This is a genomic window from Mycobacterium sp. ENV421 (genome assembly GCF_002887815.1).
In the GTDB taxonomy this organism is placed as follows: Bacteria; Actinomycetota; Actinomycetes; order Mycobacteriales; family Mycobacteriaceae; genus Mycobacterium.
Map to the genome: position 1 here is coordinate 1 of NZ_PDHO01000038.1, position 25,273 is coordinate 25,273.

General features: G+C 61.1%; 14 protein-coding genes. 11 read left to right on the forward strand and 3 right to left on the reverse strand.

All coding sequences use genetic code 11. The features are described from left to right. Positions 1-39: 39 nt before the first annotated feature. Positions 40-1,731, reverse strand: coding sequence for a BREX-2 system adenine-specific DNA-methyltransferase PglX (gene pglX / locus CRM90_RS26350; protein WP_233209518.1), 1,692 nt, complete (start codon positions 1,729-1,731; stop codon positions 40-42). Between the two features lie 101 nt (positions 1,732-1,832). Between pglX and CRM90_RS26355 the strand changes: the two genes are divergently transcribed. The 11 genes from CRM90_RS26355 (at position 1,833) to CRM90_RS26405 (ending at position 20,175) form a co-directional block, all read left to right on the forward strand. Then, positions 1,833-2,588 carry an 8-oxoguanine DNA glycosylase OGG fold protein gene (locus CRM90_RS26355; protein ID WP_102809844.1) on the forward strand — a complete coding sequence of 252 codons (756 nt, stop codon included), beginning with the start codon at positions 1,833-1,835 and terminating at the stop codon, positions 2,586-2,588. Positions 2,589-2,593: 5 nt separating this feature from the next. Beyond that, on the forward strand, positions 2,594-3,988 hold the full coding sequence (locus CRM90_RS26360; RefSeq protein WP_233209519.1) for a tyrosine-type recombinase/integrase: 1,395 nt from the start codon (positions 2,594-2,596) through the stop codon (positions 3,986-3,988). 83 nt (positions 3,989-4,071) lie between these two features. Further along, positions 4,072-5,799 carry a hypothetical protein gene (locus CRM90_RS26365; protein ID WP_102809845.1) on the forward strand — a complete coding sequence of 576 codons (1,728 nt, stop codon included), beginning with the start codon at positions 4,072-4,074 and terminating at the stop codon, positions 5,797-5,799. Beyond that, positions 5,796-7,859: a hypothetical protein gene (locus CRM90_RS26370; protein WP_102809846.1), complete on the forward strand. Its 2,064-nt coding sequence runs from the start codon at positions 5,796-5,798 to the stop codon at positions 7,857-7,859. Before CRM90_RS26365 ends, CRM90_RS26370 begins: the two co-directional genes overlap by 4 nt. Beyond that, the gene (locus CRM90_RS26375; RefSeq protein WP_199190063.1) at positions 7,856-8,272 is read left to right on the forward strand and encodes a hypothetical protein; all 417 of its coding nucleotides are present in this window, start codon (positions 7,856-7,858) and stop codon (positions 8,270-8,272) included. Before CRM90_RS26370 ends, CRM90_RS26375 begins: the two co-directional genes overlap by 4 nt. 183 nt (positions 8,273-8,455) lie before the next feature. Further along, positions 8,456-8,650: a helix-turn-helix domain-containing protein gene (locus CRM90_RS26380; RefSeq protein ID WP_102809847.1), complete on the forward strand. Its 195-nt coding sequence runs from the start codon at positions 8,456-8,458 to the stop codon at positions 8,648-8,650. A 2-nt stretch (positions 8,651-8,652) separates the two neighbouring features. Then, positions 8,653-11,922: a helicase-related protein gene (locus CRM90_RS26385; RefSeq protein ID WP_102809848.1), complete on the forward strand. Its 3,270-nt coding sequence runs from the start codon at positions 8,653-8,655 to the stop codon at positions 11,920-11,922. Next, positions 11,919-12,575 carry a DUF4391 domain-containing protein gene (locus tag CRM90_RS26390; RefSeq protein WP_102809849.1) on the forward strand — a complete coding sequence of 219 codons (657 nt, stop codon included), beginning with the start codon at positions 11,919-11,921 and terminating at the stop codon, positions 12,573-12,575. Before CRM90_RS26385 ends, CRM90_RS26390 begins: the two co-directional genes overlap by 4 nt. 18 nt (positions 12,576-12,593) lie before the next feature. After that, positions 12,594-14,495, forward strand: a complete 1,902-nt coding sequence (locus tag CRM90_RS26395; protein WP_199190064.1) for a site-specific DNA-methyltransferase — start codon at positions 12,594-12,596, stop codon at positions 14,493-14,495. Between the two features lie 5 nt (positions 14,496-14,500). Beyond that, the gene (locus CRM90_RS26400; RefSeq protein WP_102809851.1) at positions 14,501-17,581 is read left to right on the forward strand and encodes a type III restriction-modification system endonuclease; all 3,081 of its coding nucleotides are present in this window, start codon (positions 14,501-14,503) and stop codon (positions 17,579-17,581) included. Positions 17,582-17,709: 128 nt separating this feature from the next. Then, positions 17,710-20,175, forward strand: coding sequence for an AAA family ATPase (locus CRM90_RS26405; RefSeq protein ID WP_233209520.1), 2,466 nt, complete (start codon positions 17,710-17,712; stop codon positions 20,173-20,175). Here the strand turns inward: CRM90_RS26405 and CRM90_RS26410 are convergent. Together CRM90_RS26410 and pglW are read right to left on the reverse strand one after the other, a co-directional pair. Further along, a complete protein-coding gene (locus CRM90_RS26410; RefSeq protein WP_233209521.1) occupies positions 20,113-20,970 on the reverse strand; it encodes a hypothetical protein in 858 nt (285 codons plus the stop codon). The genes CRM90_RS26405 and CRM90_RS26410 overlap by 63 nt on opposite strands. Next, the gene (gene pglW, locus CRM90_RS26415) at positions 20,970-25,211 is read right to left on the reverse strand and encodes a BREX system serine/threonine kinase PglW (protein WP_233209522.1); all 4,242 of its coding nucleotides are present in this window, start codon (positions 25,209-25,211) and stop codon (positions 20,970-20,972) included. The genes CRM90_RS26410 and pglW overlap by 1 nt, the downstream gene beginning before the upstream one ends. Positions 25,212-25,273 lie beyond the last annotated feature (62 nt).

The following is a 25,273-nucleotide window of genomic DNA, read 5'->3' on the forward strand; positions in this document are numbered from 1 at the left end:
ACTCGGAGGCCTACCCCCCATCAGCCGACTGCGACCAACCTAATGGCCGAGTACAGCTAGGCCATCGAGAACCTTCGCGCGGTCGACCGGCGTGGATGCAGGGAGCGGGAAGTCCTGCAGCGTCGTTCCGGTGAACTCGTAGCGATCACTCCAACTCTCGGCGCTAACACGAGCTCCGTCTTGCCCGATCGGGTCGCCGCCCTTCGGGTAGCTGTTCTGCTTGAGCCAGAAGCACGCCACCGACGAGTTGAGCACCCCGAGCAGCCGCAGATGATCCTCGACCGACGCGCCTTCAGGCAGCTTGATCACTGGCGCCGACTGCTTGAAGACCTTGCCGCCGCGATCAAGGACGAAGTGATTGTGCGTAGCGACGAAGGCGAAAGTGATCGTCAAGATCGATGCGCTTGGGTCACGAGTCAGCTGGTGCCACTCGTACCAGGGTCGCCCCTCCTCGAAATACGTTTGCTTACCGAAGGTAGCGCGGTTGCCGAGCACCGTGCGGCAGGGCCAAAGCCAACGTTCAGCGTAAGACGACGGCACTAACTTGGTGTACAGCGGCGGTGGACCGTAGGGGAAGATCGACCATGTTTGTCCATCGATGTTCCAGTCTCGAATCTCATCGCCAAGCGTAAGTGCGCGCACCATGTCATCTGGCACCTGACGACGCTCAAACGAGCGATGATCGGCAAGCATGACTTCATCTGCGTTCGTCATACCGAATACGCCGAGTCGGGCTGCTCTATGGCCCAGTGTTGTTGTCTGCGAACGGTTCACCAGTTCGAGTAGCTCTACCGCACCTCCGCCGCTCAGGCTCCATGGGTGGGTCGACAATGAACTGCGGGGCAGATCCGTAACGCTGATGTAGGTGTCCTCGTGACCCGGCTCGTCTATATGCTGCGTGATTGTCGTCCATACGAGGCCCTTGGCAGCGTCAGTTGGTCGTCCTGGTTCGCCGCGAATGCCCAGCACCGTACGGATGGTGTCCGTCGCGGGTCGCTGGTTCCGACCAACGATGATGGTGGTTGGTGTTCCGTGGCCCGGGATGTAAGCGCCGGAAGTATCAATCACTCCTCGTAATTCGACGGTGGGCAGGAACTCTTCGATGAGCTTCGAGCCAAACTCACGCTTCATGAACGCGTTTGAGGTGATCTGTCCTACCCACCCTGTGGGTCGGTCGGCTGAACGTGGCCACGCCAGACGGAAAAACAGCTCCATGAACGGCACCGTCAGTGCGTACTTTCGGTGCGGGGTCTTGTATAGGTCTCTGTAGGTCGAGTTGAGTGCCGCGTCCTTCACCGTGATGTACGGCGGGTTCCCCACGACCACATCGTGTTCGCGTTGCAAAATCTCAGTCAATGCTTCCGCGTTCTCGGTGGTGTCTGCGCGTACTGCATGTCCGCTCGCGAGAAGGTCTTCGGGTAACAGCTGCTGATTAGCACCCCACCGCAGGCTGTCGCCGGCGGCGAGGTGTGGTTTGTAGCCGATGCGCTCTTCTATGCTGCTGTCACCGGCCGCGTGCAACGCCGCAACGAGAAGTCGGAAGCGTGCGATCGCCACAGCGAACGGGTTGATATCGACCCCGTAGATGCCGTCGAGGGCCTTTTCGACTAGTTCCCGTGGACCGAGTGCGGGGGCGTGGCGCTGCCACTGCTCATGCAGGCGATGGAAGGCGCCGAGCAGGAAGTGCCCCGATCCGCACGTTGTTATGCGCTCTCCCCGGGCGTGTCTCACCACCGCTCCCTCTGATTGCCGCTACCGTCCGCACTGACGCGCGCCTGCGAGGGGCGGAAGCAGATGGCTAGGTACGTCACGTCAGAGGGGCGGTTTCTTGTATGTGGCAGGAAGCAGACAGTGCCGTTGGCGACCTGCTGACGTCGCGGGTGCTCGGCGGGGTCGGCCAGATCGACGACCCAGTCAAAGTGAGCACCTGGTGGGCTGATCACGGGATTTTGATCGACTCGGACGAACTCAGCCGCGATGTATTGTTCGCGCTCGCCACCCAATTTCGGGAGAACGCCGATGCGGATTGGGTGTCCTTCCTATGGCACGTTCTTGCGTGGGGCGTGATGGGCGACTATCGGAACACACCGACGATCGTCGCGAGCGCCGCCGGTGCCGCAGAGCGTGGCCGACTCAACGACATCCTTTGCGCAGCAGCTCAAGCCAGCCATCGCGGCGAAATCCGTTCCGCCTACACAGCAATCCGCGGCAAGGTTCCGCGACTTGGGCCCGCCTTCTTTTCGAAGTTCCTTTACTTCACCGCCGATCGAGAATCATCAGATCCAAGTGCCGTGATCCTGGATTCCCGCGTCAGCGCAGCGGTCTTCACACTCACCGGCCGCGACTATTCCGAGGAGAAGGCGGCCACATACGAACGCTTCTGCAATGAAATTCACAAATGGTCCCAACAGTTCGAAGCGCGGGCCGACGTCATCGAGTTTCGCATGTACCAGTTCGGCCAGCTCATCGACTCACGCCGGTGGAAATGGCTGCACGCCGAAGCCTCGCTGTACCGCGAGGGTTGGAAGCAGGTGGGGTTCGACGACATAGCCGAACGACGAGCCCATCTCGCGGGCTGGACGAGGTAACGGCAGTGGAGCTCTACTACGCGGATTGGAACCTCTTACGCGACGACGAATATGACCCTCTCGACGCAGGTGGTTCTCCGATCGTCCAGGACGGCACGCCGATCTTTGTGGACGACAGCATGCGGCCGCTGGAGCCGTGGTGCACGTTCCTGCGGCTTTACAGCCAGAACCTACGGAAGAACTCGATATACGCCTACGCCCGCGATGCGTTGGAGTTCGGACGGTTCTTAGACGCGAGAGGGGTTGGGGTGCTGGATGTCTGCGAGCGAGACCTCGTCGACTTCCGTAATCACCGTCTGGGCGAAGGCGTGTCGGCGAGGTCCTGGTCGCGACACCTTGTCGTCATTCGCGCCTTGTTTACTTACCTGTACGAGACTGGACAGCGCGACAGCCTGCCGTGGATTCAAGTCGGGAGCAGATCGGTTGTCACTCCCAGGACGCCCCGCACGGAGATGGACGTCCGAGCACTCTCACACGCGCAATGGCTTGCCCTACGCGACATCGGCTTTGGTGGAGAGCGGCCCTCAGGGGAGCTGGACCGGTCCTATCGTGGCCAATCGACCGTCCGGAACGTGTGCGCGGTCGACCTGGCCTTAACCACCGGCATGCGGCTCACCGAGTGGTCCACGCTGCTGGATGCCGAGATCCCTTCTTCTGATGGCGGCGCTTCGCTGGTGCTGGAAGCGTGTGCGAAGAACGCGCGGCATCGGCGGGTCTACGTTCCGTCATCGACAGTGAAAGCTGTTGATCTATACCGCGGCACAGAACGTAAATCCCTTGTCCGCAAAGCTCAGAACGCTCTGCAGCGCAAGCTGCAGACGCTGGCTGTAGTCAGCCATATCGACGCGGCCGCGGGCAAGATCACATACCGTCACCATGGGCTCGACAAGCGCGAGGAGTTCGCGGTGATCCCTCCCGACGTGCGCCGTCTCCTGGTCAGAATCGACGAGGCTGGCTCCATCGAGCCCTTGTCGCTATTTGTGGGCAAGGGCGGCCACCCGCCGTCGCAGCGGCGCTGGCATCAATACTTCGAGGACGCCAACGACCGCCTCGCCATGTTCGCGAACGCGACGCCCACCATGCCTCCCGCGGTCACACCACATGACCTGAGACATACATTCGCTGTGGTCATGCTGCGCAGCCTGCAGCGACGCGCGGCACAATTCGAACGGTCCCGGCGCAGAACAGGATTCGGCACCATCAGCGAACACATCGTCCACAACCCACTCTTGACGCTGCAGCGCCTGCTCGGGCATGCCAGCCCGTCCACGACGATGGTCTACCTCAGGTACGTCGATGAGTCAGATGAGCTGATCCAGCGGGCGTTTGATTCCTGGAGTGACAACACCCGCGACTATGCCAGCTACGTCCTGGATGAACTCGAGGCGCAGTCTTCGTGACACCCCCTGACTGCGAACCGCGGATTGTGCTCTTCCCGCCCGGCGGGCCGATGAAGTCCGCACGCATTAGGCCGAGTGACTATGTGGCCACGCGACTCGTCGCCGAGCTCGCCGACGCGTGGAAGGAGAGCGCCGAGAACCTGGACCTCACCCCCGGCACAATCTCTCGTCAAGGCGGAGTCATCAGAAGGGTCGGCGAATTCTTGACCGACCGCGCCGACCGATTTCTCACCTTGTCCGGCGACGGCGCGGAGGTCGCGCGACGACTGCACGACTGGGAATCAGCGATGGTCTTACGTTTCCCGCCGCCCAGCGTGCACGCGAAAGACCTCGGGATGGAGTTACGCAACCACGTCGCCCGATATCTCCAATCGCATGGGGTGTTCGACGGTGTGCTCGTGGACTGGGCCAGCGGATGGGTCTTGGACGGCAGCTTATGGGAGGGCTTGCCGCTCGACGAGTTCAGCAACGACGAACGACTCCAGCTAGAGCAGGCATGCCGAACGATCGTGCGCGACACCGAAGAACGCCTTGCTCGCGGTAACGCTCTGCTGCGGGCCGGGAGGGATCCCCGCCGCCACGGCTGGAACCGAATGGAAAACCTCGTATGGGCTCTACGGAACCTGCCCTTCGAAGAATCCTTCCAGGTTCATCTGGCCGGGCCGCGTCGAGCGCTGAACGGATGTGACGTCGACCAAGAATCAGGAGTCAACCGCGATGCCCGTTTGAAGGCTCGCCCGCTGATGACGGCCGTGGGCGCATACCTCGCGCCAGAGGAGGAATACCTTCTCGCCATTAGAGTGCTGCTCCACCTACAAACGGGGTGGGCGCCTGAAGAGAGCGGCCGGCTGCTGCGCACGGACATCGAGTTCGGTGACTCATCCGTCCGTGTCCGCGCAACCAAGCTACGGGCTCAGCGAATCCGTTGGCACACCCTGTCCGCGGCGGACCAGCCGTCGGGCGGATGGAAGGCTGGCGATCTCATTCGGCGCGCCGCGCACGCGATGCAGCACGCACACTCGCTCACTCCCGACGAACCGCTGTTCTGGGTAGCAGGGGTTCGCTCAGTACGGGACCGGCGCGACGGCGAATACCCTCAATACTTCATCCGCGCCAGATATTTCGGACGAACCAATTCGCTCAACAAGCTGATCGAACGCTGTGGACTATCAATCAGCGAACCGCACGACATGCGTAGGCTGCGCAAGACGGTGAAGAGCGCGCGGGCCGCGTTGCTCGGCACTCTCAACGGCGCGGCCGGCGACGACCACTCGGTCGAAGTCTTCCGGGGCCACTATGCCCAGACCACAACGATTCACACCATCGCTGCGCAGACGGTGCTGCGCGCCCAGCGCAAAGTCCTTGACCGCGCCAACCTTGGACCGACATTCATCGACGCGCAGGCCGCCGACATTGCCGCCGACGCATACGACTCCGGTGTCGCCGCGCTCGCAACGTCGGTGGCCGCCGAATCCCCAGCGGAGCAGCAACTGACACTATCGGCGTGTCGAGATCCCTACGATGCGCCCTTCGGCCGACCAGGTTTGCTGTGCCACGCATCGCCGTCAATGTGCCTTCAATGCCGCAATGCCGTCATCTTCCGCGATCATCTGCCGCGCCTCACCGTATACCGCGAGGTGCTCGATGACATCGAAAAGACCATTACCCCAATACAGTTCAGCGAGGTCTACGGCCAGCAACGCATCAACCTCGATGCGTTGCTGGCCGAGTTCCCCCACGATCAGATCGAGTTCGCCCGGAAACAAAGCGCAGAACTGCACCGACCTCTCGGACAGCGAGCCGAACAATGACCAGCGACCTCGCTTCGCCGATTCCGGCTTGGGATCCACCATTCGCCCCGAAGGAATCCGTTATTCCTGAAACACGCCGCGTCGCACCCGGCCCCGAACCGCGATTCGGCGACATGCCCCGATGGGACCTGACCGCAGCCGGAGTCGCCCCCAACCTGAGCCCATATCGCGCACAACTGCGATTCGACGACCTCCCCGACGACTGGGTGCCGATAGCTAAAACGCTGGCAATGGCCATGCTGCAACCAGCCCACGCCGCCCTCCGAGAGGCACACGTCTACCGGTCAAACCGGCCGTATAAGACCAAGTCGATTCAGCACGTGCTTGTCGAGATCCGATACCTCGCCAAATGGGCCGAAACCCGCGCCTTCACTGCAGACCTGTCGCGGTGGACCGATAACCACAGCGAGGCATATCTCACGTCGGTTCGCGCCACCCGCGCACCGACCGCAGAGAAATCAGCGCAGGATCTTCTACGTCACCTTGTGGCTTTTGGGCCGCTGATGCAAAACGGTGGTCTGCGGGTGCATGTGGGTCCTTCCAAGACGGGCAGCTCGGGAGAGATCAAGACTCCGGTCATCCCCCCGGACGCATTCTGGCCATTGATCCGCGCCTGCTGGGCCTACATCGACGTGTTCGCCCCTGACGTTCTTGCAGCCCGCGACGAAATCAACGCACTGGATACCCGCCCACATCCCGACAAGCGGCCAGCCGCACAATCGGTCGACGGAGCGATCGACGCCTGGCTCGGATCACCCGGCAGTTTCATTCCACTGCACATCTACACGCTCGGACGTGGGCGAGCCGGTGAGATCAATTGGGACGGCCTGGCGCTATGCACCACACCACGCATACATTCAACAACCTTCTACACCGGTCCAGGGCCAGCCCGACGACAACGAGTACGCGACGCGATCGCCTCCGGTGTGCCCACCAAGTTCGGATACTCCAGCACTCAAGCCGCCATCGTTGACCGACCTAACGCGACGCGCGGGCCGTGGATCAGCGGATTCGACCGGGTCATCGTGAGCAAAGAACTCACCCAAATCCGCAATGCCGCTTATATTTTCGTGACGATCATGACGATGATGCGCGACAGTGAAGTCCAAGGAATCGCCACTGGAGCCGTCGGCACCCATTACGGCGCCCCAGCGGTGACCAGCATCCTGCACAAAGGCCAGATAGGTGCGGGTACACCGCAGCGCTGGTGGGTAAGCCCACCGGTCGTCCGCGCCCTCGAAGTCGCGGAACGCATTACGCGCGACCCAGGCAGGCTGTTCGGCAGCCTCCGCGCCGGCATCAACCGTGACCTCGCCGGATTTGACCAACACGAACAGATCCGTTCATTCATCAACTGGGTGAACGATCACTCGCCCCATAACGGCCTAGAGCCGATTCCAACTACAGCGTTGGCGCCGCACATGTTTCGCCGCACCATGGCTGTTATCACTGCCAACGAACCTGACGGCGAGATCGCACTCGGGATCACGCTCAAGCACAACGCCACACGGGCACTGGCTAACGCGACCACCAGCGGCTACGCGGCACCAACACCAGAGTGGGCCAAGGAGTTCGACCACCACGCCAAGGAAGCCGCCGCCGGAGAGCTCGTTGCCGATTGGGCGCGACACGCAGGCGGCGAAAGAGCAGCGCGAGGCCCAGCCGCCACCGCATTCGTCAACAGCCTTTCGAGGGTGACCGACCATGCGGAGACCACGGTCGCTGTGGGCAATGAACGCATGCTGCGAAACCTGCTGCGCGATGAGTTCGCCACCATCCGCCTGGGTACCCTCAACCACTGCCTCGGTGACCCCAGCAGAGCGTTCTGCCTGGAAGGCGCATCCGCTGCGGCGAAAGCCGGCGGTCCCATCCCGAGTATGTGCCAACCCGCCACCTGCCGGAACTCAGTCATCACCGACAAGCACCTGCCCATCTGGCAGCACGAGGAAGCAGACCTCACCGAGAGACTCAAGGACAAGAAGATCGCCGACGTCCACCGCCGACGCCTCGAAACCCAGCTCGCCGACGTCCGCCGTGTCACCCAGCAAGAGCCCAAATGACCACGGTGAGTCCAGCCACGGAGAAGAAGCTCCGGGACGCCATGAAGCGACTCCTCGCTGGCCAGCCGAAACGGACCGACGGGCGGCTCACCAAGGCCAATCTGCACACTGAGGCCGGTGTCAGCAGGGCCACCATGAACCGCGCCGAGGCGGTCACCGCCGACTGGGACATCGCTGTCGGCACACAGGCCGCGCCCCGAGACTCCCAGATCGTCGAACTGCAGGAAGCAATCTCCAAGCTAAAGCAGAGCGTCGCCACGATGCGTCAACGCAACACCGATCTCGAACGCAGAAACCAGGCTGCCGTCACGGTAATTGCGGAACTCAGCGCGCAGCTTCGGGCAATCCAGGGCGAGACCCCGACTGGCACGGTCACGCCCATACATGATCGGCCAACACGCAGACGGTGGTGACTACGGGCGAACTCACTCCTGAACCGGGGCTGACGGTGGTCGATCAAGTCTAGATGAGCAGGGTCGAGCCAGTGCACAGCCGGTATCATCCGGTTCACCCCGTCAAAACCCGCCTAAACCGGGTTTCTCCCCGCTAGGCTCTTCCCGTCCACGCCACGTGTCGATGCGAGGAGGTCTCTTCCGTTGCCTGAGCCATGGCTGTCGGCAGACGACATCGCGACCCATCTTGGCGTCACAAAGGACACCGTTTATACGTGGATCGCAGACAAGGGCATGCCGGCCCACAAGGTGGGGCGCCTGTGGAAGTTCCAGTCTGCTGAGGTCGACGACTGGGTGCGCCGCGAAGGTGCGGCCGACGACGACACCGTAACGGGCTGACCATGCGCATTATCGACAACGTCAACGAACTCCTTGGTGACGATCTCAAGGCCGAGGTGCGCCAGGGTTCCAAGCTGCGTATCGCTGCGTCGACGTTCTCTATCTTCGCGTTCGAGGCGTTACGCAAGGAATTGGAACGGGTCGAGGAGCTTGAGTTCGTTTTCACTTCGCCATCGTTCGTAGCTGCCAATGCCACCGATCAGTTGCCGAAAGAACGACGGCAGTTCTTTATTCCTACTGGAACCACCGGGGAATCATCGCTCTACGGATCGCAGTTCGAGATTCGGTTGCGAAACCAGTTGACGCAGCGCGCTATCGCGCGAGAGTGCGCGGACTGGGTACGACGCAAAGTCCGATTCCGGTCAAACCGGACCGGTGCGCCTATGCAGCAATTCGCGGTCGTGGATGACAGGGTTGCCTACCAACCGATCCAGGGGTTCACCTCAGCTGATCTTGGTTATGAACGCGGGAACGCGGTCTCGAACATCGTCACCAAGCTCGACGATGCGCCGATGGCCACGCAGTACGTCGCCCTGTTCGACCAGATCTGGAACAACCCGAATCAGCTTGAAGACGTCACCCAGACGGTGCACGACCACATTGAGAGTGTGTACGCGGAGAACTCACCGGCCCGGATCTACTTCTTGATCCTGTACAACCTGTTTTCCGAGTTCCTCGAAGACATCAGCGAGGACGTCCTGCCCAATGATCGCACCGGTTACCAGGAAACACAGGTCTGGCAAAGCCTGTATAACTTCCAGCGCGACGCCGCGACCGGGATCATTAACAAGCTGGAGAGCTACAACGGGTGCATCCTCGCCGACAGTGTCGGTCTGGGGAAGACATTCACCGCGTTAGCGGTCATCAAGTACTACGAGCTGCGCAACAAATCCGTTCTTGTACTGGCACCGAAAAAGCTCGCCGAAAACTGGACCAACTACAACGCCAACCTGACCACCAATATCTTCGCCCGCGACCGCTTCAGCTACGACGTCCTCGCCCACACCGACCTCTCCCGCACGAGGGGTGAATCGATGGGATTGCGGCTCGATCGAATCAATTGGGGTAACTACGATCTCGTCGTCATCGACGAGTCGCACAACTTTCGCAACGCTGACTACGCAGAGGAGAAAGAGTCCCGCTACCAACGGCTCATGCGTCAAGTCATCCGCGAGGGCGTGAAGACCAAAGTTCTCATGCTTTCGGCCACGCCGGTCAACAATCGCTTCAACGACCTGAAAAACCAGCTCCAACTCGCCTACGAAGGTGAGTCGGAGAACCTCGCCCAACACCTGAACCTCTCCACTACGGTCGAGAAGGTATTCAGCGACGCACAACGTGTCTTCAACGAGTGGGCCAAGCTCGCGCCCGAGTCGCGCACGGCAGACCGAATACTGCAAATGCTCGACTTCGACTTCTTCGAGCTACTCGACTCAGTAACAATCGCTCGGTCTCGCAAGCACATTCAGGCGTTTTACGACACCACCGAGATCGGCACATTCCCCAAGCGGCGCCATCCGGAGTCGATCCGGGAGCCACTCTCCGATCTTCCTAACGTGCCCACGTTCAACGAAATCTTCGGACAGCTACAGGCCCTCACGCTGGCCGTATATACCCCGCTTGCCTACGTCTTCCCCAGCCGGATCAGCAAGTACGAAGACTTGTACAACGTCAAGGGCGGTACCGCACGGTCCAATATCGGGCAGCGCGGCCGTGAGCAAGGCTTGAAGAAGCTCATGACCGTTAATCTGCTCAAGCGCCTGGAAAGTTCGGTGGAGGCGTTTCGCCTCACCCTCTCCAAAATCGAAGCGGCAGTGGACAAAACCCTAAGCCGGCTCGAGTCAAGAACCGGCTCCGTGAGTGACCTCGGTGTTGACTTCGCTGGCCTCGATCTCGATGTCGACGACGAGGACGACGCTAACGTCGAAGCCCTCTCGTTCGGGGAGAAGATCAAGATCGACCTCGACGACATCGACGTGGAATCCTGGCAGCGGGACTTGTGGAATGACCGTGAAACCCTCCGTGAGCTGCTTGACGAGATGCGCAAGGTCACCCCCGACCATGACCGCAAGCTGCAGACACTCAAGCGACTCATCGAGAACAAGGCCGCCAATCCCTTCAACCCAGGCAACCGGAAGGCACTGATCTTCTCCGCGTTCGCCGATACTGCCGGGTACCTCTACAGAGAACTGGCGCCATCGCTTAGCGATGCTGGGCTTCAGACCGCGCTCGTCACTGGCGGTGCCCACGGCGCGAGAACGACCTTGGGCACCGGCTACGACTTCCAGCAGGTGCTCACGCTCTTCTCGCCGAGGTCCAAGCAACGCCACCTCACCATGCCCAAGGAGACCGGAGAACTCGACCTGCTGATCGGTACCGACGTGATCAGTGAGGGCCAAAACCTCCAGGACTGCGACTACGTCGTCAACTACGACATCCACTGGAACCCAGTGCGGATCATCCAACGATTTGGCCGCATCGACCGAATCGGCTCGACCAACGCTGAGATCCAACTTGTGAACTTCTGGCCAGATATCTCTCTCGATGAGTACATCAACCTCAAGGAACGCGTCGAAAGTCGCATGGTGATTGCCGACCTCGCCGGCACTGCAGACGACAATGTCCTCACACTCGAAGACGGCGACGCGGCGTTCCGCAAGGAGCAGCTCCGCAAGCTCCAGGACGAAGTCATCGAACTCGAAGACGTCCGTACCGGCGTTTCCATCACCGACCTCGGTCTTAACGACTTCCGGATGGATCTCCTCGGTTACCTCAAGGAGTGCGGAGATCTTGCCACTGCCCCAAAGGGGCTGCACGCCGTCGTGCCCGCCGACCCCACAAAGGGTCTGCATCCGGGCGTGTTATTCGCTCTGCGTAACCTGAACGGCGATGAGAGCGTCAACCGCGGCAACCGGCTGCACCCGCACTATCTCGTGTATCTCGACAACGACGGCAACGTCATCGCCAACCACACCGAGGCCAAACACCTGCTAGACCTGATCCGCACAGGATGTCGCCCCTACGACGAACCCGTTACCGAAGTCGCCCGCATCTTCAACGCCGCCACCCGCGAAGGCGCAGAGATGGGTGGATACTCCGAATTGCTTACCACAGCAATCCATTCGATGGTTGAGGTCACCGAGGAACGCGATATCGACAGTCTCTTCACGGCCGGACGCACAACGGCGCTTACCCAGGCGATCGCAGGTCTCGATGATTTCGAGCTCATCGCATTCATCGCAATCGTCGATGCCGGCGAGGGGAATGCGTGACCGACATTCTCTACCGTTGGCCGACGGCCGCCAAGTTCGGCCGTCCAGTCCCCAAGGCCAAGTTCTACGAACACGGCCCAGTGTCCAACGCGCTGCGTGAGAAGTTTGTCGCCGAGGTGCAACGCATAACCTGGGCCTACAAACTCGCCGAATCCACGATCAACCTGGCCGGCAACCCAGAAGTCCCCGAGATTCAGGTCTTCCAGATTGCCGCGAAGGGCGACGACGTTAGCGAACCCGTGTTAGTGGCCATCGACAAGGCTGTCCAGACGCCGATCATTTTCGAGATCGTCGGTGTCGACGGCCGCATCCGCATGACAGCAACACACAAGCAGATTGCCTCCGCTACACCTAAGCTCGGTGCGTACTACACCACCAGCTGGCACACCGAAAATGATGTGCGCCAACCACTTCCGACGGCAATTTCATTGTCGTCCCTGTACGTAGCACTCGTTCAATCGCTCACTCCGGTGTCAACGCGGCCCGGCGAAGAATTATCGGACGCAGCCGCAAGACTGGACACCGTGCGGAAGCTAGAGCGCGAAATCGCTTCGCTACAACGGAAGCTTCGCACCGAGCCACAACTCAACCGCAAGGTCGAGCTAAGACGCACCCTGAAAACCAAGCAAGCAGAACTCGAACGGCAAAGGTAACCGGTGGAGAAACTTCGCATGACGTCACCCGATCTGACCGAATCTAATATTGAGAGGCTGGCTGAGCTGTTCCCGAGCGTCATCGCCGAGACGGTCGAAGTCGTCGGAGATGAAAGGGTTGTCAAGCGGGGAATCAACTTTGACCTGCTACGCCAGGAACTCTCCGATCACATCGTCGAAGGACCGCAGGAGCGTTACCAGCTCGACTGGCCAGGCAAACGCGCAGCTGCGTTCACTGCGAACGCACCGATCGCCAAAACGCTGCGCCCGGTGCGTGAGCAGTCTGTCGACTTCGACAGCACCAAGAATCTGTTCATCGAAGGCGATAACCTCGACGCGCTCAAACTGCTCCAGGAGTCATACCTGGGCAAGTTCAAACTCATCTACATCGACCCGCCATACAACACGGGAAACGACTTCGTCTATGACGACGACTTTTCGGAAAGCACGATCGAGTATCTCAAGAAGTCAGGTCAGATCGATGCCGACAGCATGCGCTTGGTGGCAAACACCGAGGCGAACGGTCGATTCCATAGTGATTGGCTCAGCATGATGTATCCGCGGCTACGGCTCGCACGCGACCTCTTGGCTGCCGACGGCGTAATAATGATCAGTATCGATGACCACGAGGTTGCAAATCTCAGGAAGCTCTGCGACGAAGTCTTTGGTGCAAGCAACTTCGAAGCGGCGTTCGTCTGGCAGAGGAAGCAGTCGCCACAACGCGATGCCACCAATATCTCGGCAACGCACGACCACATCCTCGCGTACTCACGACGACATCCTTCGGACCGGAAGGACACCTCCGGTTGGCTTGCGCGTCTCATACCGATGGGAGATGAGCAGCTTGAACGCTATAAGAACCCGGACAACGACCCGAGAGGTTTGTGGTCCTCCAGCGATCTCACGATCAACAAGACGGCGAAGGAGCGCCCGAACCTCTACTACCCCCTGCAAAACCCGCACAGCGGAGAGAACGTGCAACCATCCGCGAATCGCACCTGGATTTTTGACCGATCGTCGATGGAGCGACTCGTTGGGGAGGACCGAATTTGGTGGGGGGAAAAGGGCACAAACTTTCCCCGGCTCAAGGCGTTTCTATCGGAGAATCAGCAGGGCGTACGTCCGCAGACGTTGTTGCTGCGATCCCTCGTAGGCGACAATCAGGCGGCAACGCGGGAGGTCAACGCGCTTTTCCCCGAGGGCAACGTCTTCGATACGCCAAAGCCCACTGCGCTGATCCGACACCTCTGCTACGTGGCAAACGTGCGTGATGGCGATGCAGTGCTCGACTTCTTCGCAGGTTCCGGCACCACCGCCGATGCAGTGTGGCAACTGAATGCTGAGGATGGTGAGAACCGTCAGGTCGTGCTTGTGCAACTCCCGGAGCAGTACGGCGAGAACTCATTGGCGCGTTCCCTAGGGTTTTCGAACATCGCCGAGACATCGCGTGAGCGAATCCGCCGCGTTGGCACGCATCTCGTGGAGAAGTCAGGGCTCGGAGCTTCAAAGCTAGATGTCGGATTCAGAACACTGCGGGTCGACACAACCAACATGGCCGACGTTCTGCGAACCCCAGATGAGACCGCCCAGCAAGCGCTCACTGAGCTTGAGTCCAGCGTGAAACCTAGCCGATCCGGCGAGGATCTGCTGTTCCAGGTGCTGTTGGACTGGGGTCTTGAGTTGACCATGCCGGTCACGGTCGAGACCGTAGAAGGGCACGAAGTCTTCGTTGTCGATGACGATGCACTCATCGCCTGCTTTGATCCGGAAGTAACCCCAGAGTTGGTGCGCGCCATCGCGAAGCGTGATCCGCTGCGAGCGGTGTTCCGCGACTCTGGCTTCGTCTCTGATGACGCTCGGATCAATGCGGAGCAGATCTTCCGTGAGATCTCCCCATCGACCGACGTGAAAGCCATCTGACGTCGATGAAACTCCAATTCAAGGTCCAGCAGTTTCAAACCGATGCGGTCGATGCGGTTGTCGAGGCATTCGCCGGGCAGCCGAAGCATGACGGCATCTCCTACCGGATCGATCCGGGCAAGGCAAAGCCAGCCGCGGATCCGACACTGTTTGAGACGAGCGCGAGCCCGGACTCGGGCCTGCGCAATGCCGAGATTGCGCTGACGCCAACACAGCGGCTGGACAACGTTCAGCAGGTCCAACGGTCTCGAAACCTGCCTCTCTCGGACAGGCTGGTGGACAGCAAGGCCGCTCCGGGTTCTCCGAATCTCGACGTCGAGATGGAGACCGGCACCGGCAAGACGTACGTCTACATCAAGACGATCATGGAATTGAATAAGCGTTACGGCTGGTCCAAGTTCATCATCGTTGTCCCGTCTGTCGCGATCCGAGAGGGCGTGAAGAAGTCGTTCCATGTGACGGCCGAACATTTTCAGCAGACATACGGCCGCAGGCCTCGACCTTTCATCTATAGCTCATCCCAACTCCATGAGGTGGAGCTGTTCAGCTCGGACGCAGGAGTGCAGGTGATGATCATCAACATTCAGGCGTTCAATTCGACGAGCAAGGACAACCTCCGAATCTACGAGGTACTCGACGACTTCCAGTCGCGGCGTCCCATTGACGTCATCAGCGCGAACCGGCCTATTGTAATCATCGACGAGCCACAAAAGATCAGTGCGCCAAAGGCATTAGAGTCATTGTCACGGTTCAACGCACTCATGGTGTTGCGGTACTCAGCAACTCACAAGGTCGAGCACACCAAGGTCCATCGCCTAGATGCAGTCGATGCCTACAATCAGAAGTTGGTCAAGCGGATCTCGGTGCGAGGCATCACGGTTAAGGGGCTGGCCGGGTCAACGGCGTACCTATATCTCGACGCAGTCGAGATAGCCAAGGGCGCGAATCCGCGTGCCCGCGTGGAGGTCGAGGTCCAGACCAAGGGCGGTCCAATCACACGCCAAGTCAAGCGCGTAGAAGTGGGCGCCAACCTCTATGACATTGCCAACGGAATTGAGGCCTACAAGGGCCTCTTCATTACGGACATCGATGCCAACCGCGATGTCATCGAACTCAGCAATGGCGACGTCGTTGTCGCCGGCCAGCTCGCAGGCCGCGACATCACCGAGGAAACCAAGCGCCGCATCCAGATTCGTGAGGTGATCCGGGCGCACCTCGACCGGGAACGCGGACTGTTCACGCAGGGCATCAAGGTGCTTTCGTTGTTCTTCATCGACGAAGTCGCCAAGTACCGTAACTACGACCGCGAGGACACCCTCGGCGATTACGCGCGGGTTTTCGAAGAGGAATACGTCACGATCGTCGACGAGATCCTTGGTGAGCTCCAACTCGACGCTGCAACCGCGGCATACCAGGAGTACCTGCGCCGCGACGCCGTGCGTGCGGTGCACGAGGGCTACTTTTCCATCGACAAGAAGACCAAGCGCCAAGTCGATCCCACCGTAGCCAAGCGCGGAGACGAAGTGGGCCAGTCGACAGATGTCGACGCCTACGACCTGATCCTCAAAGACAAGGAACGCCTGCTGTCGTTCGCCGAGCCTGTCCGGTTCATCTTCTCCCACTCCGCCCTTCGTGAAGGCTGGGACAACCCCAACGTCTTCGTGATGGGCATGCTCAAGAAGAGCGACAACACAGTCTCCCGGCGGCAGGAAATCGGACGTGGTCTGCGCCTGGCCGTCGACCAACACGGTGAGCGCATGGACAACCCCGTCACCGTGCACGACATCAACGAACTGACCGTCGTCACCGACGAGTCCTACACCGACTTCGTGGCCGGGCTGCAGAAGGAAATCGCAGACACTCTCGCTGCGCGCCCCCGCAAAGCAAGCGTTAAGTTCTTCGCCGGAAAGACGATCCAGACCGAAGATGGCGAGTCCATAGTTGAGGAAGCGCTCGCACTCGCGCTCTACAAATATCTCATCAAGAACGACTACCTCAATGACGATGACACACTCTCCGAGGCATACAAAACTGCAAAGGAGACTGGCGCACTTGCTGAGCCTTCATCCGAGGCCTTGATGCCGATGATCAAGTACCTCTTGCCGTTGGTCGACTCGCTCGACCAGAACCTGCCTGTTCCGGCTGACAACCGCAAGGGCAAGAAAATTCCACTGAACGAGGTCAACTTCGCCAAGAAGGAATTCCAGGCTCTCTGGAGCCGGATAAACCACAGGGCCGTCTACCAAGTCGAATTCGACTCCGCCGAACTAATCCTTAAGTGCATCCACGCGCTCGACAAACACCTCAACGTGGCTGCCATGCAGTACGTCGTCCAAGCTGGCACCCAGAACGACTCCCTCGACGCCGACGACCTCTCCACAGGCGTCGGGTTCGGCGTATCGAGCACGGCCACCCACACCGAGACGGCCTCCGCTGGGTCGCAGGTCAAATACGACTTGCTTGGCGAGGTTACTGAGAAGACCCAACTCACCCGACGTACCGCGGCAGCGATACTTTCGGGGGTCACGCCTGAGACGTTCGCCAAGTTCCGGCTCAATCCGGAGCAATTCATCACCGAGGCCGCTCGGCTCGTCAACGAGCAGAAGGCCAGCGCCGTCATCGAGCACTTGTCCTACGACGCCCTTGAAGACCGTTTCGACACAGCGATTTTCACGGAGAATCAGACTAAGCAGGACTTCGCCAACAGCGGAAATAAGCTGACGAAACACATCTACGACTACGTCGTCACCGATTCCAAGGTGGAGCGCGATTTCGTCACCGAACTCGATACCAGCAACGAGGTCGCCGTCTACGCCAAGCTGCCACGCGGATTTTTCATCCCAACCCCGGTCGGTGACTACAACCCTGACTGGGCTATCGCCTTCACCGAGGGAACCGTCAAGCACATCTACTTCGTCGCCGAAACCAAGGGCTCACTCTCGTCACTTCAGCTCAAGGGAGTCGAGGACGCGAAGATCGAATGCGCCAAGAAGTTCTTCGCGGCGCTGAACGAAAAGAACGGCGAGGACATCAAATACGACGTCATCACCGACTACACCAAGCTGATGCAGCTCGTGACGGTTTGAGGGAACGGCAAGAAATGGAACCCTCGACGAGTGCTGTTCAGGATAATTCTGATCCACCTGACCCCCGAGAGACTCTGGCGGAGTGGGCAAATGAGCAGGATGAGTGGGTTCGTCGAATCGTCCGACATGTGCTCGGTATTGGTAGACCCCTCTCGGGCGGCGGTATTGACATCGTGTACGCCCTCTTTCGGCAAGAGAAGGGACTCGATGAGCGCGCCCTGCCGGTAGAGCCGGACCTTGCCGTGGAAACGCTGGAGGAGGACGCCGAACTCCCGCTTGTCATCACCAGACTCTCGGAAGTCACCGGCGTCAACGCGATCGTGCCGGGCTCGGTGATCGAACCCCACGGAGGAATGACGATCCTGTTCGGGGAGAACGGTACCGGCAAGACTGGCTATGCACGGATCTTTAAGGCGCTCGCGGGAAGTCGTACTGCGGACGCAATCCTCGGCGATATCGCAACGAACGAAGTCGTGGCACTTTCAGCGAAGGTCGAGTACACAGTCGGCGCTGACGTAAAGGAGTTCGCCTGGACAGGGGCTCAGGGGCAAGTTCCCTTTACAAGGATGTCGATCTTCGACAGTCCTGCGGTTAACTTCCATGTCGATGACGATTTGGAGTACTCCTATGTGCCCACTGTTCTAGCCCTGTTTAATCACGTGAACACAGCGATCAAGGGCGTGCACGAGCGCATTGACCAGTCCGTCAGCGACCTTTCATCCGGCTCGACGACACTCCTAAGTCGCTTTCCGCGAGAGTCGAGTGTTTATCCGCTCGTAGAAACGCTCGGCGCCTCCACCGACCTTGCGGACCTCAACGCACGGGCCGACAGGGCGTCGGACGTGGACCAGCGGACCGACGTTCTGCGCCGCGCGGTCGCAGCGCTCGAAGCTGACACCATCGCAGCTCAGATTGCTGAGCGCCAGCGAGGCGAGCGAGTGTTGGGACAGGCAGTGCTTGCAGCCACCGCACTCAGCTCATTGAATGCCCAGGCGCTGAATGACAATATTCAGCGCCGCGCTGAACTCCAGGCCGACTATCGCACATTCCGAACGGAACTCTTCGCGGCCGCCGATCTCCCGGCAGACCCAGAGGAGACCTGGGACGAGTTCGTGTCGAGCGGTGACCGGTACAAGACGCACCTGGAATCGCTCGCCGTCCACGATGTGGAGCGATGCCTCTACTGCCGGCAATCCTTGGCCGATCCAGCAAGAGCGCTTATCGAAAAATACTCTGAATACCTCACGGACAAGATCAGCTCTGACATCACCGAGATCCAACAAAGTCTCGATAGTACGACCGCGCCGATCTTGACAATCCAGCTCAACGACATCAGCCCATTCGTAGGTGAGTACGAGGGGCGAGCAGACAGGCCATCGTTCCTCGCAGCAGTCTCCAGCATTAGAGACGCGACTCTTACTGCGGTGGAAGCCATTCGAGCCGGAGGACCTGTCGATGCCTCCAGGCTGGCGAGCGTACCGACCCGAGCTGCTGAGGTGTTGGCAGCACAGGGTGTCCTGAAGGCGGAGATCGCAGACCTCAAGGGCCAGGCGGAGAATCGCGCCGATGCCCTTCGCGACAAGAAGCGTGAGCTGGCGGAGCTGGCGGCTGCCGGAGAGCTGGCGAAGTCGTGGACAACGATCCAGGCTCAGGTGGCACGGGCAAAGGAGTCGGACAAATTACGAGTCTTGGCAGGTAAGTTGTCCCCTTTGGGACGGTCGGTGACCGAGCTTGCGAAAGCCGCTAGTGACCAACTCATCAATCAGAGTTTCGACAAGCTCTTCGCCGAAGAATGCGATGCACTCCGCGCTCCGGGGCTCAAAGTCGAATTCGTGGGCCGACAAGGTCGAGCGCAACGACGAAAGATTCTTGCCGGCAAGCATAAGCCGTCCAAAATCTTGTCTGAGGGAGAGCAGAAAGTGCTTGCCCTCGCCGATTTTCTTGCAGAGGCCCGGTTGGCTGGAATTACGGCTCCGGTCATCTTCGACGATCCTGTCTCGAGCCTTGACCACCGGCGCATAAACGAGGTTGCCCTCCGAGTCGCAAACCTCGCGGAAAGCAACCAGGTCATCGTCTTTACTCACGACATCTTCTTTGCTACGACTCTGCTCTTGCTCTTTGAGACGTCGAAGCGGTGCGTCTACTACCAGGTCACTGATGAAGACGGGAAGGGCCTCGTGACTCGGGCGTCCGGCCCCCGTTGGGATTCGCTCAGCAGCCTCAAGGCCAACATCAACAAGACCATCGAGGCTGCCCGAGCTGTAGACGGCGAGGCTCGTGCGGCATTGGTCCGCGATGGCTATGGCTGGATTAGGTCCTGGTGCGAAGTATTCACGGAGACAGAACTATTGAAGGGCGTCTCGCAGCGATACCAACCCAACATTCGAATGACCACGCTCAGCGAGATCAAGGTAGGGGCGCTTCCTGCAGCGTCGGAAGTAGTGACACGCGTGTTTGAGGCGGCCTGCCGGTTTATCGCAGGGCATTCACAACCACTGCCGACCCTCGGAGTCGGTCCGAGCCTGACCGGGTTAGAGGCGCATTGGAAGGAACTGCAAGACGCCCGAACGCAGTACTTGGCCGCAACCGAGTAGTTCTCGGTCGACGATGCGCTGTCCCCTTGCCGAGGTTCCGTTACGACTGTCTCGTGAGACACAAACATTTCGCATAAAGGCGGGGTCGATGACGGTGAAGCCCTCCAGCGGGCGGTCAGCTAGCGCGGGCTCCATCGTTTGGTCGAGGATGAATTCCTCTACGAACTCCGGTGTTTGGAGCAATGCGTAAGTCTTCTTGGCGTGCTCGGAAAGGTCTTGATAGACATCACCGAGGAAGCGGGTGTCCGTGTTGTGGAATGCAAATGCGGGCTCACCATCAGTGTTCTGTTGCCACCAGAACTCCAGCAGTGCGCGGGCCGCATCGCCGGACGGCGCGACCAAATGGATCGGGGAGTACGAGTCCACGAGCGCGGCGGTTGCCGGGAACTTCGCGAAGTGCGCGATGATCTGGCCGATCCACTCCCGGTCGGTGTGCTCGGGATTCTGCTGAAAGTACGCGCGTCGTGAATCTAGGGCGTGGGCGCGCTCGTCGGCGTCCGCGCCGGAAATCCAGCGCGGCGTGACCAGCGCGTTGTCCTCGCAGTAGCGCGCGAAGACGGTCAGCAACACCCACGCGACGGCAGCCTGCGTCACTCGATCGTTGCGCCACTCCTGCCACGAGGCCGCGGTGCGATTGGCCGAGGTGGCCTTGTCGTAGTCACGCTTCCACGCGTCGTACACATCAGCCTGACGGCTGTCGACGTCGTCGCCATCCACGCGGGCACGCAGATCCGTTTCGAGGTCCAGCACCTGCCGACGCAACGCCGCTACCAGATCCGATGCGGCCGCAGCCATCACACCACTCCTTCGTTATCAGCTGCAGACACGAGATCGGCAGTCGGACGCCACACGATGAACTGTCCACCAGGAGAGCCCAATTGGATCGGTTTGCGGTCCACGAGAGCGCCGTGCTGTCCACGCAGTTGCGGCAGTACCACCCACACGGGGCGTCGCCGTGGCGCAGCGAGGTCGCTGAGCGTCGCAAGGACGTCGAGGTGGCCGTAGCGGGCGAGGGGGGACATCTCAGTGAGAATCAGCGGCTGGGCGGTCGGCGCGCGATCGAACACCTCGGCACTCAGGTCTTCTCGCAACTGCGGGACCACACGATCGATCACTGCGCGCAGGCCTCGAGCGTCGAGGCTGCCGGCACCGGCGGCGTCCGCGCTGCGCACCAAATCCCATGAGATGCCTTGTTGCGCCGCGAGGGTGCGCATCGAGTCGATGAGCCGTGCCGTCACGTCGACAACGACGCCGCCGTAGACGGCGGCGAGTTCACGCGCGACCCGCTCGTGCTCACCAGGCCTGTCCGGGGGGACCGGCACGCCGATTGCGACGAAGCCGCGCTCATCCAGTGAACGGCGCAGCATCGCTCGTTGGTCGGCGCCGTCCCGCGCAATGGTGGCCGATGGGTCAGACGTCGGCGGGATCGTGGTCGGATTGCGGGTGTGCATCGTTGTCGCACTGGGTGGTTGTGCGTCACGAAACCGGTACGTGCTGGACGCGGCGTCCCACTCGAGGTTCAGCGTCGTTTGTTTGAGGAACGTATCGAGGTGCGGCGGTGCCGGTACCCGGTCGAGTTCGGGGAAGCGGGCGCTGACCCGGCTGCGGATCTGCGACGGCGACAACGACTCCGACTGCGCCAGCCCGGTGAGGGCGGTCTGAATGGCGGCCGATGGCGCGATGCTTTTGTTGTGCAGTTCGAAGCGCCCGGACACCACAGCATGCTTGGAAATGGCCGCGGCCAACCGGATCAACCGGCCGTCTGTGGGTAGCGCGGTTTGTGCGTTCGGGTCACTGACGGACCGATAGCCCTCCAAGAAGGCCTTACCGAGTTCTCGAGCCGCTGTCGATGCAGGAACCACAATGTTGCGGTCGGCGGCTACCAAATCGTCGGCGCGCTTGGCCGCCGATTCGGCCGCGGCAAGCAAGAGTTCGTCCGTGGCGAGCAGCGCAAGGCGTCGGCCGTGCCTGCGCCGAACAAATTCCTTTGTACCCGAGGCGGTTTCATGTTCACTGAGCCGTTCCAGTGCGACCCGGAGTAATCCTCCGGCGGCCCGGTCGGCGCGTGCTCGCTGTGACAGATCGGTCGACGTCACCGGAGCCTCGGGCAGGCGGGCGCGGATCTCCGCGGTCAGCGTGTCGATTGCCGCGACGCCTCCAAAGTCGGAGAGCACCTGGCGGGTGATCTCGCTGACGGCATCCAAGAGTTCGCGGGTATCCCGCCGGTCGGCCCAGTCGTCCTGCAACTCCTTGAGCAACTGCGGTCCGCGCTGCGGGGCCTTGCCCAGTTTTGCGGCGAGTTCGGTGCTGCTCGCGAAGGCATCAAGACCAGGCTTAGTGCCAAGCAGGAGCTCAGCGGCGTCCTTTCGCGTCGACGCTCGTGCACCGGAGACAGCCGACAGCAGCAACTCCACGGCGTCGTCGAGTCCCATCAACGCGTCGCCGGACGCCTGCTTACGCTCCTTGCCCAGTCGTTTGGTCCAGGCACGGAATCGGGTGGTGATTTCTTTACGAGTGTCCTTGGCCTCGCGAGCGACGAGGCGGTTCAACCGCGTCGAGTCGAGTGCCATGAGTTCGCCGACCGTGGTCACCTGAACGGTCGCCAGCGCGGACACCGCGCGGGGGCTCAGACCTGAAGCCGCGAGAGGCGTTGTGATGGTGGCATTCTCGGCGGCTTTGTCGTCAGCCTGATCGTCCGGTTTACTGGCGAGGACGCCGAATATTGCGCGCCACGCCCGGAGCATGTCCTCGGCAGTGTCTGGCCGGCGTGCAGCGACGCGCGACAAGGCCGACGCGAAGAACTCGGTCATGGCGGACGCGATCGTCGACTCGAACATGTCCGGTCGCAGCGTGACATCGTCGTCGACGGTGGCAGGGTTGGCGTTCTCGTCGGACCCGTACCACGGCGTCTTGCCAGTGGCCATCTCGAAAAGCACTACCGCAGCGCCGTAGCGCTCTGCTGCGGTGTCGTACTGACGGCGCTCACCGACGCCAAGGAATGGGTCCAGGTACGGCGGGGTGCCGGCGTCGATGTTCTTGGCGTCGACGCCCGCCATCGAAAAATCGAACATCACCAGGTGCGAGTCGGCACGCGGACTGGACTGATAGACACCAAGATTCGATGGTTTGATATCGCGTTGGGTCACGCCCGCACGCTCCAGCGCCAGCAAGGCCGTCAGCAGGTCGGTTCCCCAGCGTTCGAGGACGTCGATGGATAGCCGGCCGCGGTTGTTCAGTTCCTCGGCCAGCGTGGTCCGGCCCGCGTACCTCAGCAGCAGCGCGGTACGTCCACCGACCTCGATGCAGTCGTGCAGCGTGACGATGCGCTCTTCGTTTTCGAGTTTTGCCAACACCTGCGCTTCGGCCTGCAGACGCTCGGCGGCGTCGGCGTCCTTGGCGACTTTGAGCACTCGCTCGGCGTCGCCGACCTGCTTGTCGGTGACAAGGATGCCGACAGCCGTCGAGCCAGCGCCCAGCCGCTGTTTGTAGACGAACCGTCCGTCGAGCTCAGCACCGGGCCCCGCCTCCAACGGGTCGGTTCCGGTGGCCTTGCCCAGCAGGTCCTCGCGGACGACGGTGAGTTGTTCGAGGAATGAGGCCACGTCTGCGATGCGGTCGGCGGGGCTGGGGTTGGTGGCGTCGAGCACGAGCTGGCGAAGGGAGGTCCGGACCTGCGGCATCTCAGCGGCCAGGTCAAGGCCGCGGTCGCGGCGCAGGCGATCGATGAGTTCACCGCGTTCCGTGGCTGGTGGCTGACCGCTGAGGATGTAGAACGCCAACGCGCCGAGACCGAAGACGTCCATGCGGGCAGGGTCAGTGGGCCGATGGCCTTCGGGTGCGGAGTACAGCTGCGCGGCGTCACTTGGGCTGGCCGCCATCAGGCTGAGTGAACCCGAGGACAACCTGCTCACGGCGGTGTCTGGGTTGGCAGGCAGAACCCCGGCGCTATCCCAGTCGGTGACCTGGGGCAGCAGTTGCGACCCGCGTTCACGGATGGCGACGGCGCGGGGGTTGAGGCTGCGGTGCACAACGCGATTGCGGTGCGCATAGTGGACGATGTCGGCGACGCGTCCGATGAGGTCCAGCTGGCGTTCCAGCGGCAGCTTGCCCTTATTGTCGGCAAGCCAGAGGTCTAGCGGGACGTCGCCCTTGGGCTGCGGGAAGACTAGGCCAACGCCGAGCTCGGGTTCGTTGACGATGTCTTCCGGGACCTGCAGGCCATCGAAGCGCAGACGAGACAGCAAGTGATATTCGGACGTCACTGCCCGGGTGCGGGCGTGCTGCTCGGCGGTGGGGGCGCCCTGGCTGGTCAGGTAGAAGCGGATGCGGGCATGGCGCTCGGCGTCGACGTGGTGAAACGCCGGCCAGTCCTGCCAGCCTTCGCCGTCGGCGAGTGGTTGCTCGTCGATGATCCACGAGCCGACTTCGCGCTGGCGTCGTGGCGCCAGGCCGATGGCTTTCATCAGACCGGCGATGAGCTGGCTGTTGTGTTCGGTGACCGGTTCGTGCCGGGCTGGCGCCAGCAGGCGATCGGAGATGCCGGGTAGGCCTGTGGTCTTGGTGGCGCCGTCGAGGCCGTACAGGTTGATCGCTGCGCTGGGCGAAAGGTCGCAGACGAACTCGGGGTGGCTGAGGAACACCAACTCCTGGACGTACGGGATTCTACTTTTGGCGTCGTTGCCGCCGCGTTGGCGGATCGCGTCCTTCAGCAGCGACGCGAAGTACTGGGCTTTGCGTCGCGCCAGCAGCAGTGGCGAGTCCTCGGCACGGTGGCCGTTGCGCATCCACACGTGGTCGTTGCCGCGAAGGATGCCCCGGTAGTGCTTGAGTTCGATCAGGTAGAGCGTGTCGCGGGCGAGGACCAGCAGGTCGACCTCGTGCCAGCGGCCGCGGTTGTCCCGGAACTCGAAGTTCGCCCAGGCGCGAAAGGGGGGAGCGTCGGGAAGGGCCTCCTTGATCACATCAAGGCCCTGCTGTTCGTGCGCGAATTGCGACTCGGCGATCTGGACCCAGCGTCCGTCCTTCACCGGTTCCATACCCCCTCTTCACAGTGTGCAGAGACAAACTTACTTAGTTGTGCTTCGACCTTTGGCGGTTT

Excerpts from the sequence above, each read along its gene's own strand:
- CRM90_RS26370 (WP_102809846.1), top strand. The coding sequence starts at position 5,796 with ATGACCAGCGACCTCGCTTCGCCGATTCCGGCTTGGGATCCACCATTC.
- CRM90_RS26375 (WP_199190063.1), top strand. The coding sequence starts at position 7,856 with ATGACCACGGTGAGTCCAGCCACGGAGAAGAAGCTCCGGGACGCCATG.
- CRM90_RS26400 (WP_102809851.1), top strand. The coding sequence starts at position 14,501 with ATGAAACTCCAATTCAAGGTCCAGCAGTTTCAAACCGATGCGGTCGAT.
- CRM90_RS26410 (WP_233209521.1), bottom strand. The coding sequence starts at position 20,970 with ATGGCTGCGGCCGCATCGGATCTGGTAGCGGCGTTGCGTCGGCAGGTG.
- CRM90_RS26355 (WP_102809844.1), top strand. The coding sequence starts at position 1,833 with ATGTGGCAGGAAGCAGACAGTGCCGTTGGCGACCTGCTGACGTCGCGG.
- CRM90_RS26395 (WP_199190064.1), top strand. The coding sequence starts at position 12,594 with ATGACGTCACCCGATCTGACCGAATCTAATATTGAGAGGCTGGCTGAG.
- CRM90_RS26385 (WP_102809848.1), top strand. The coding sequence starts at position 8,653 with ATGCGCATTATCGACAACGTCAACGAACTCCTTGGTGACGATCTCAAG.
- pglW (WP_233209522.1), bottom strand. The coding sequence starts at position 25,211 with ATGGAACCGGTGAAGGACGGACGCTGGGTCCAGATCGCCGAGTCGCAA.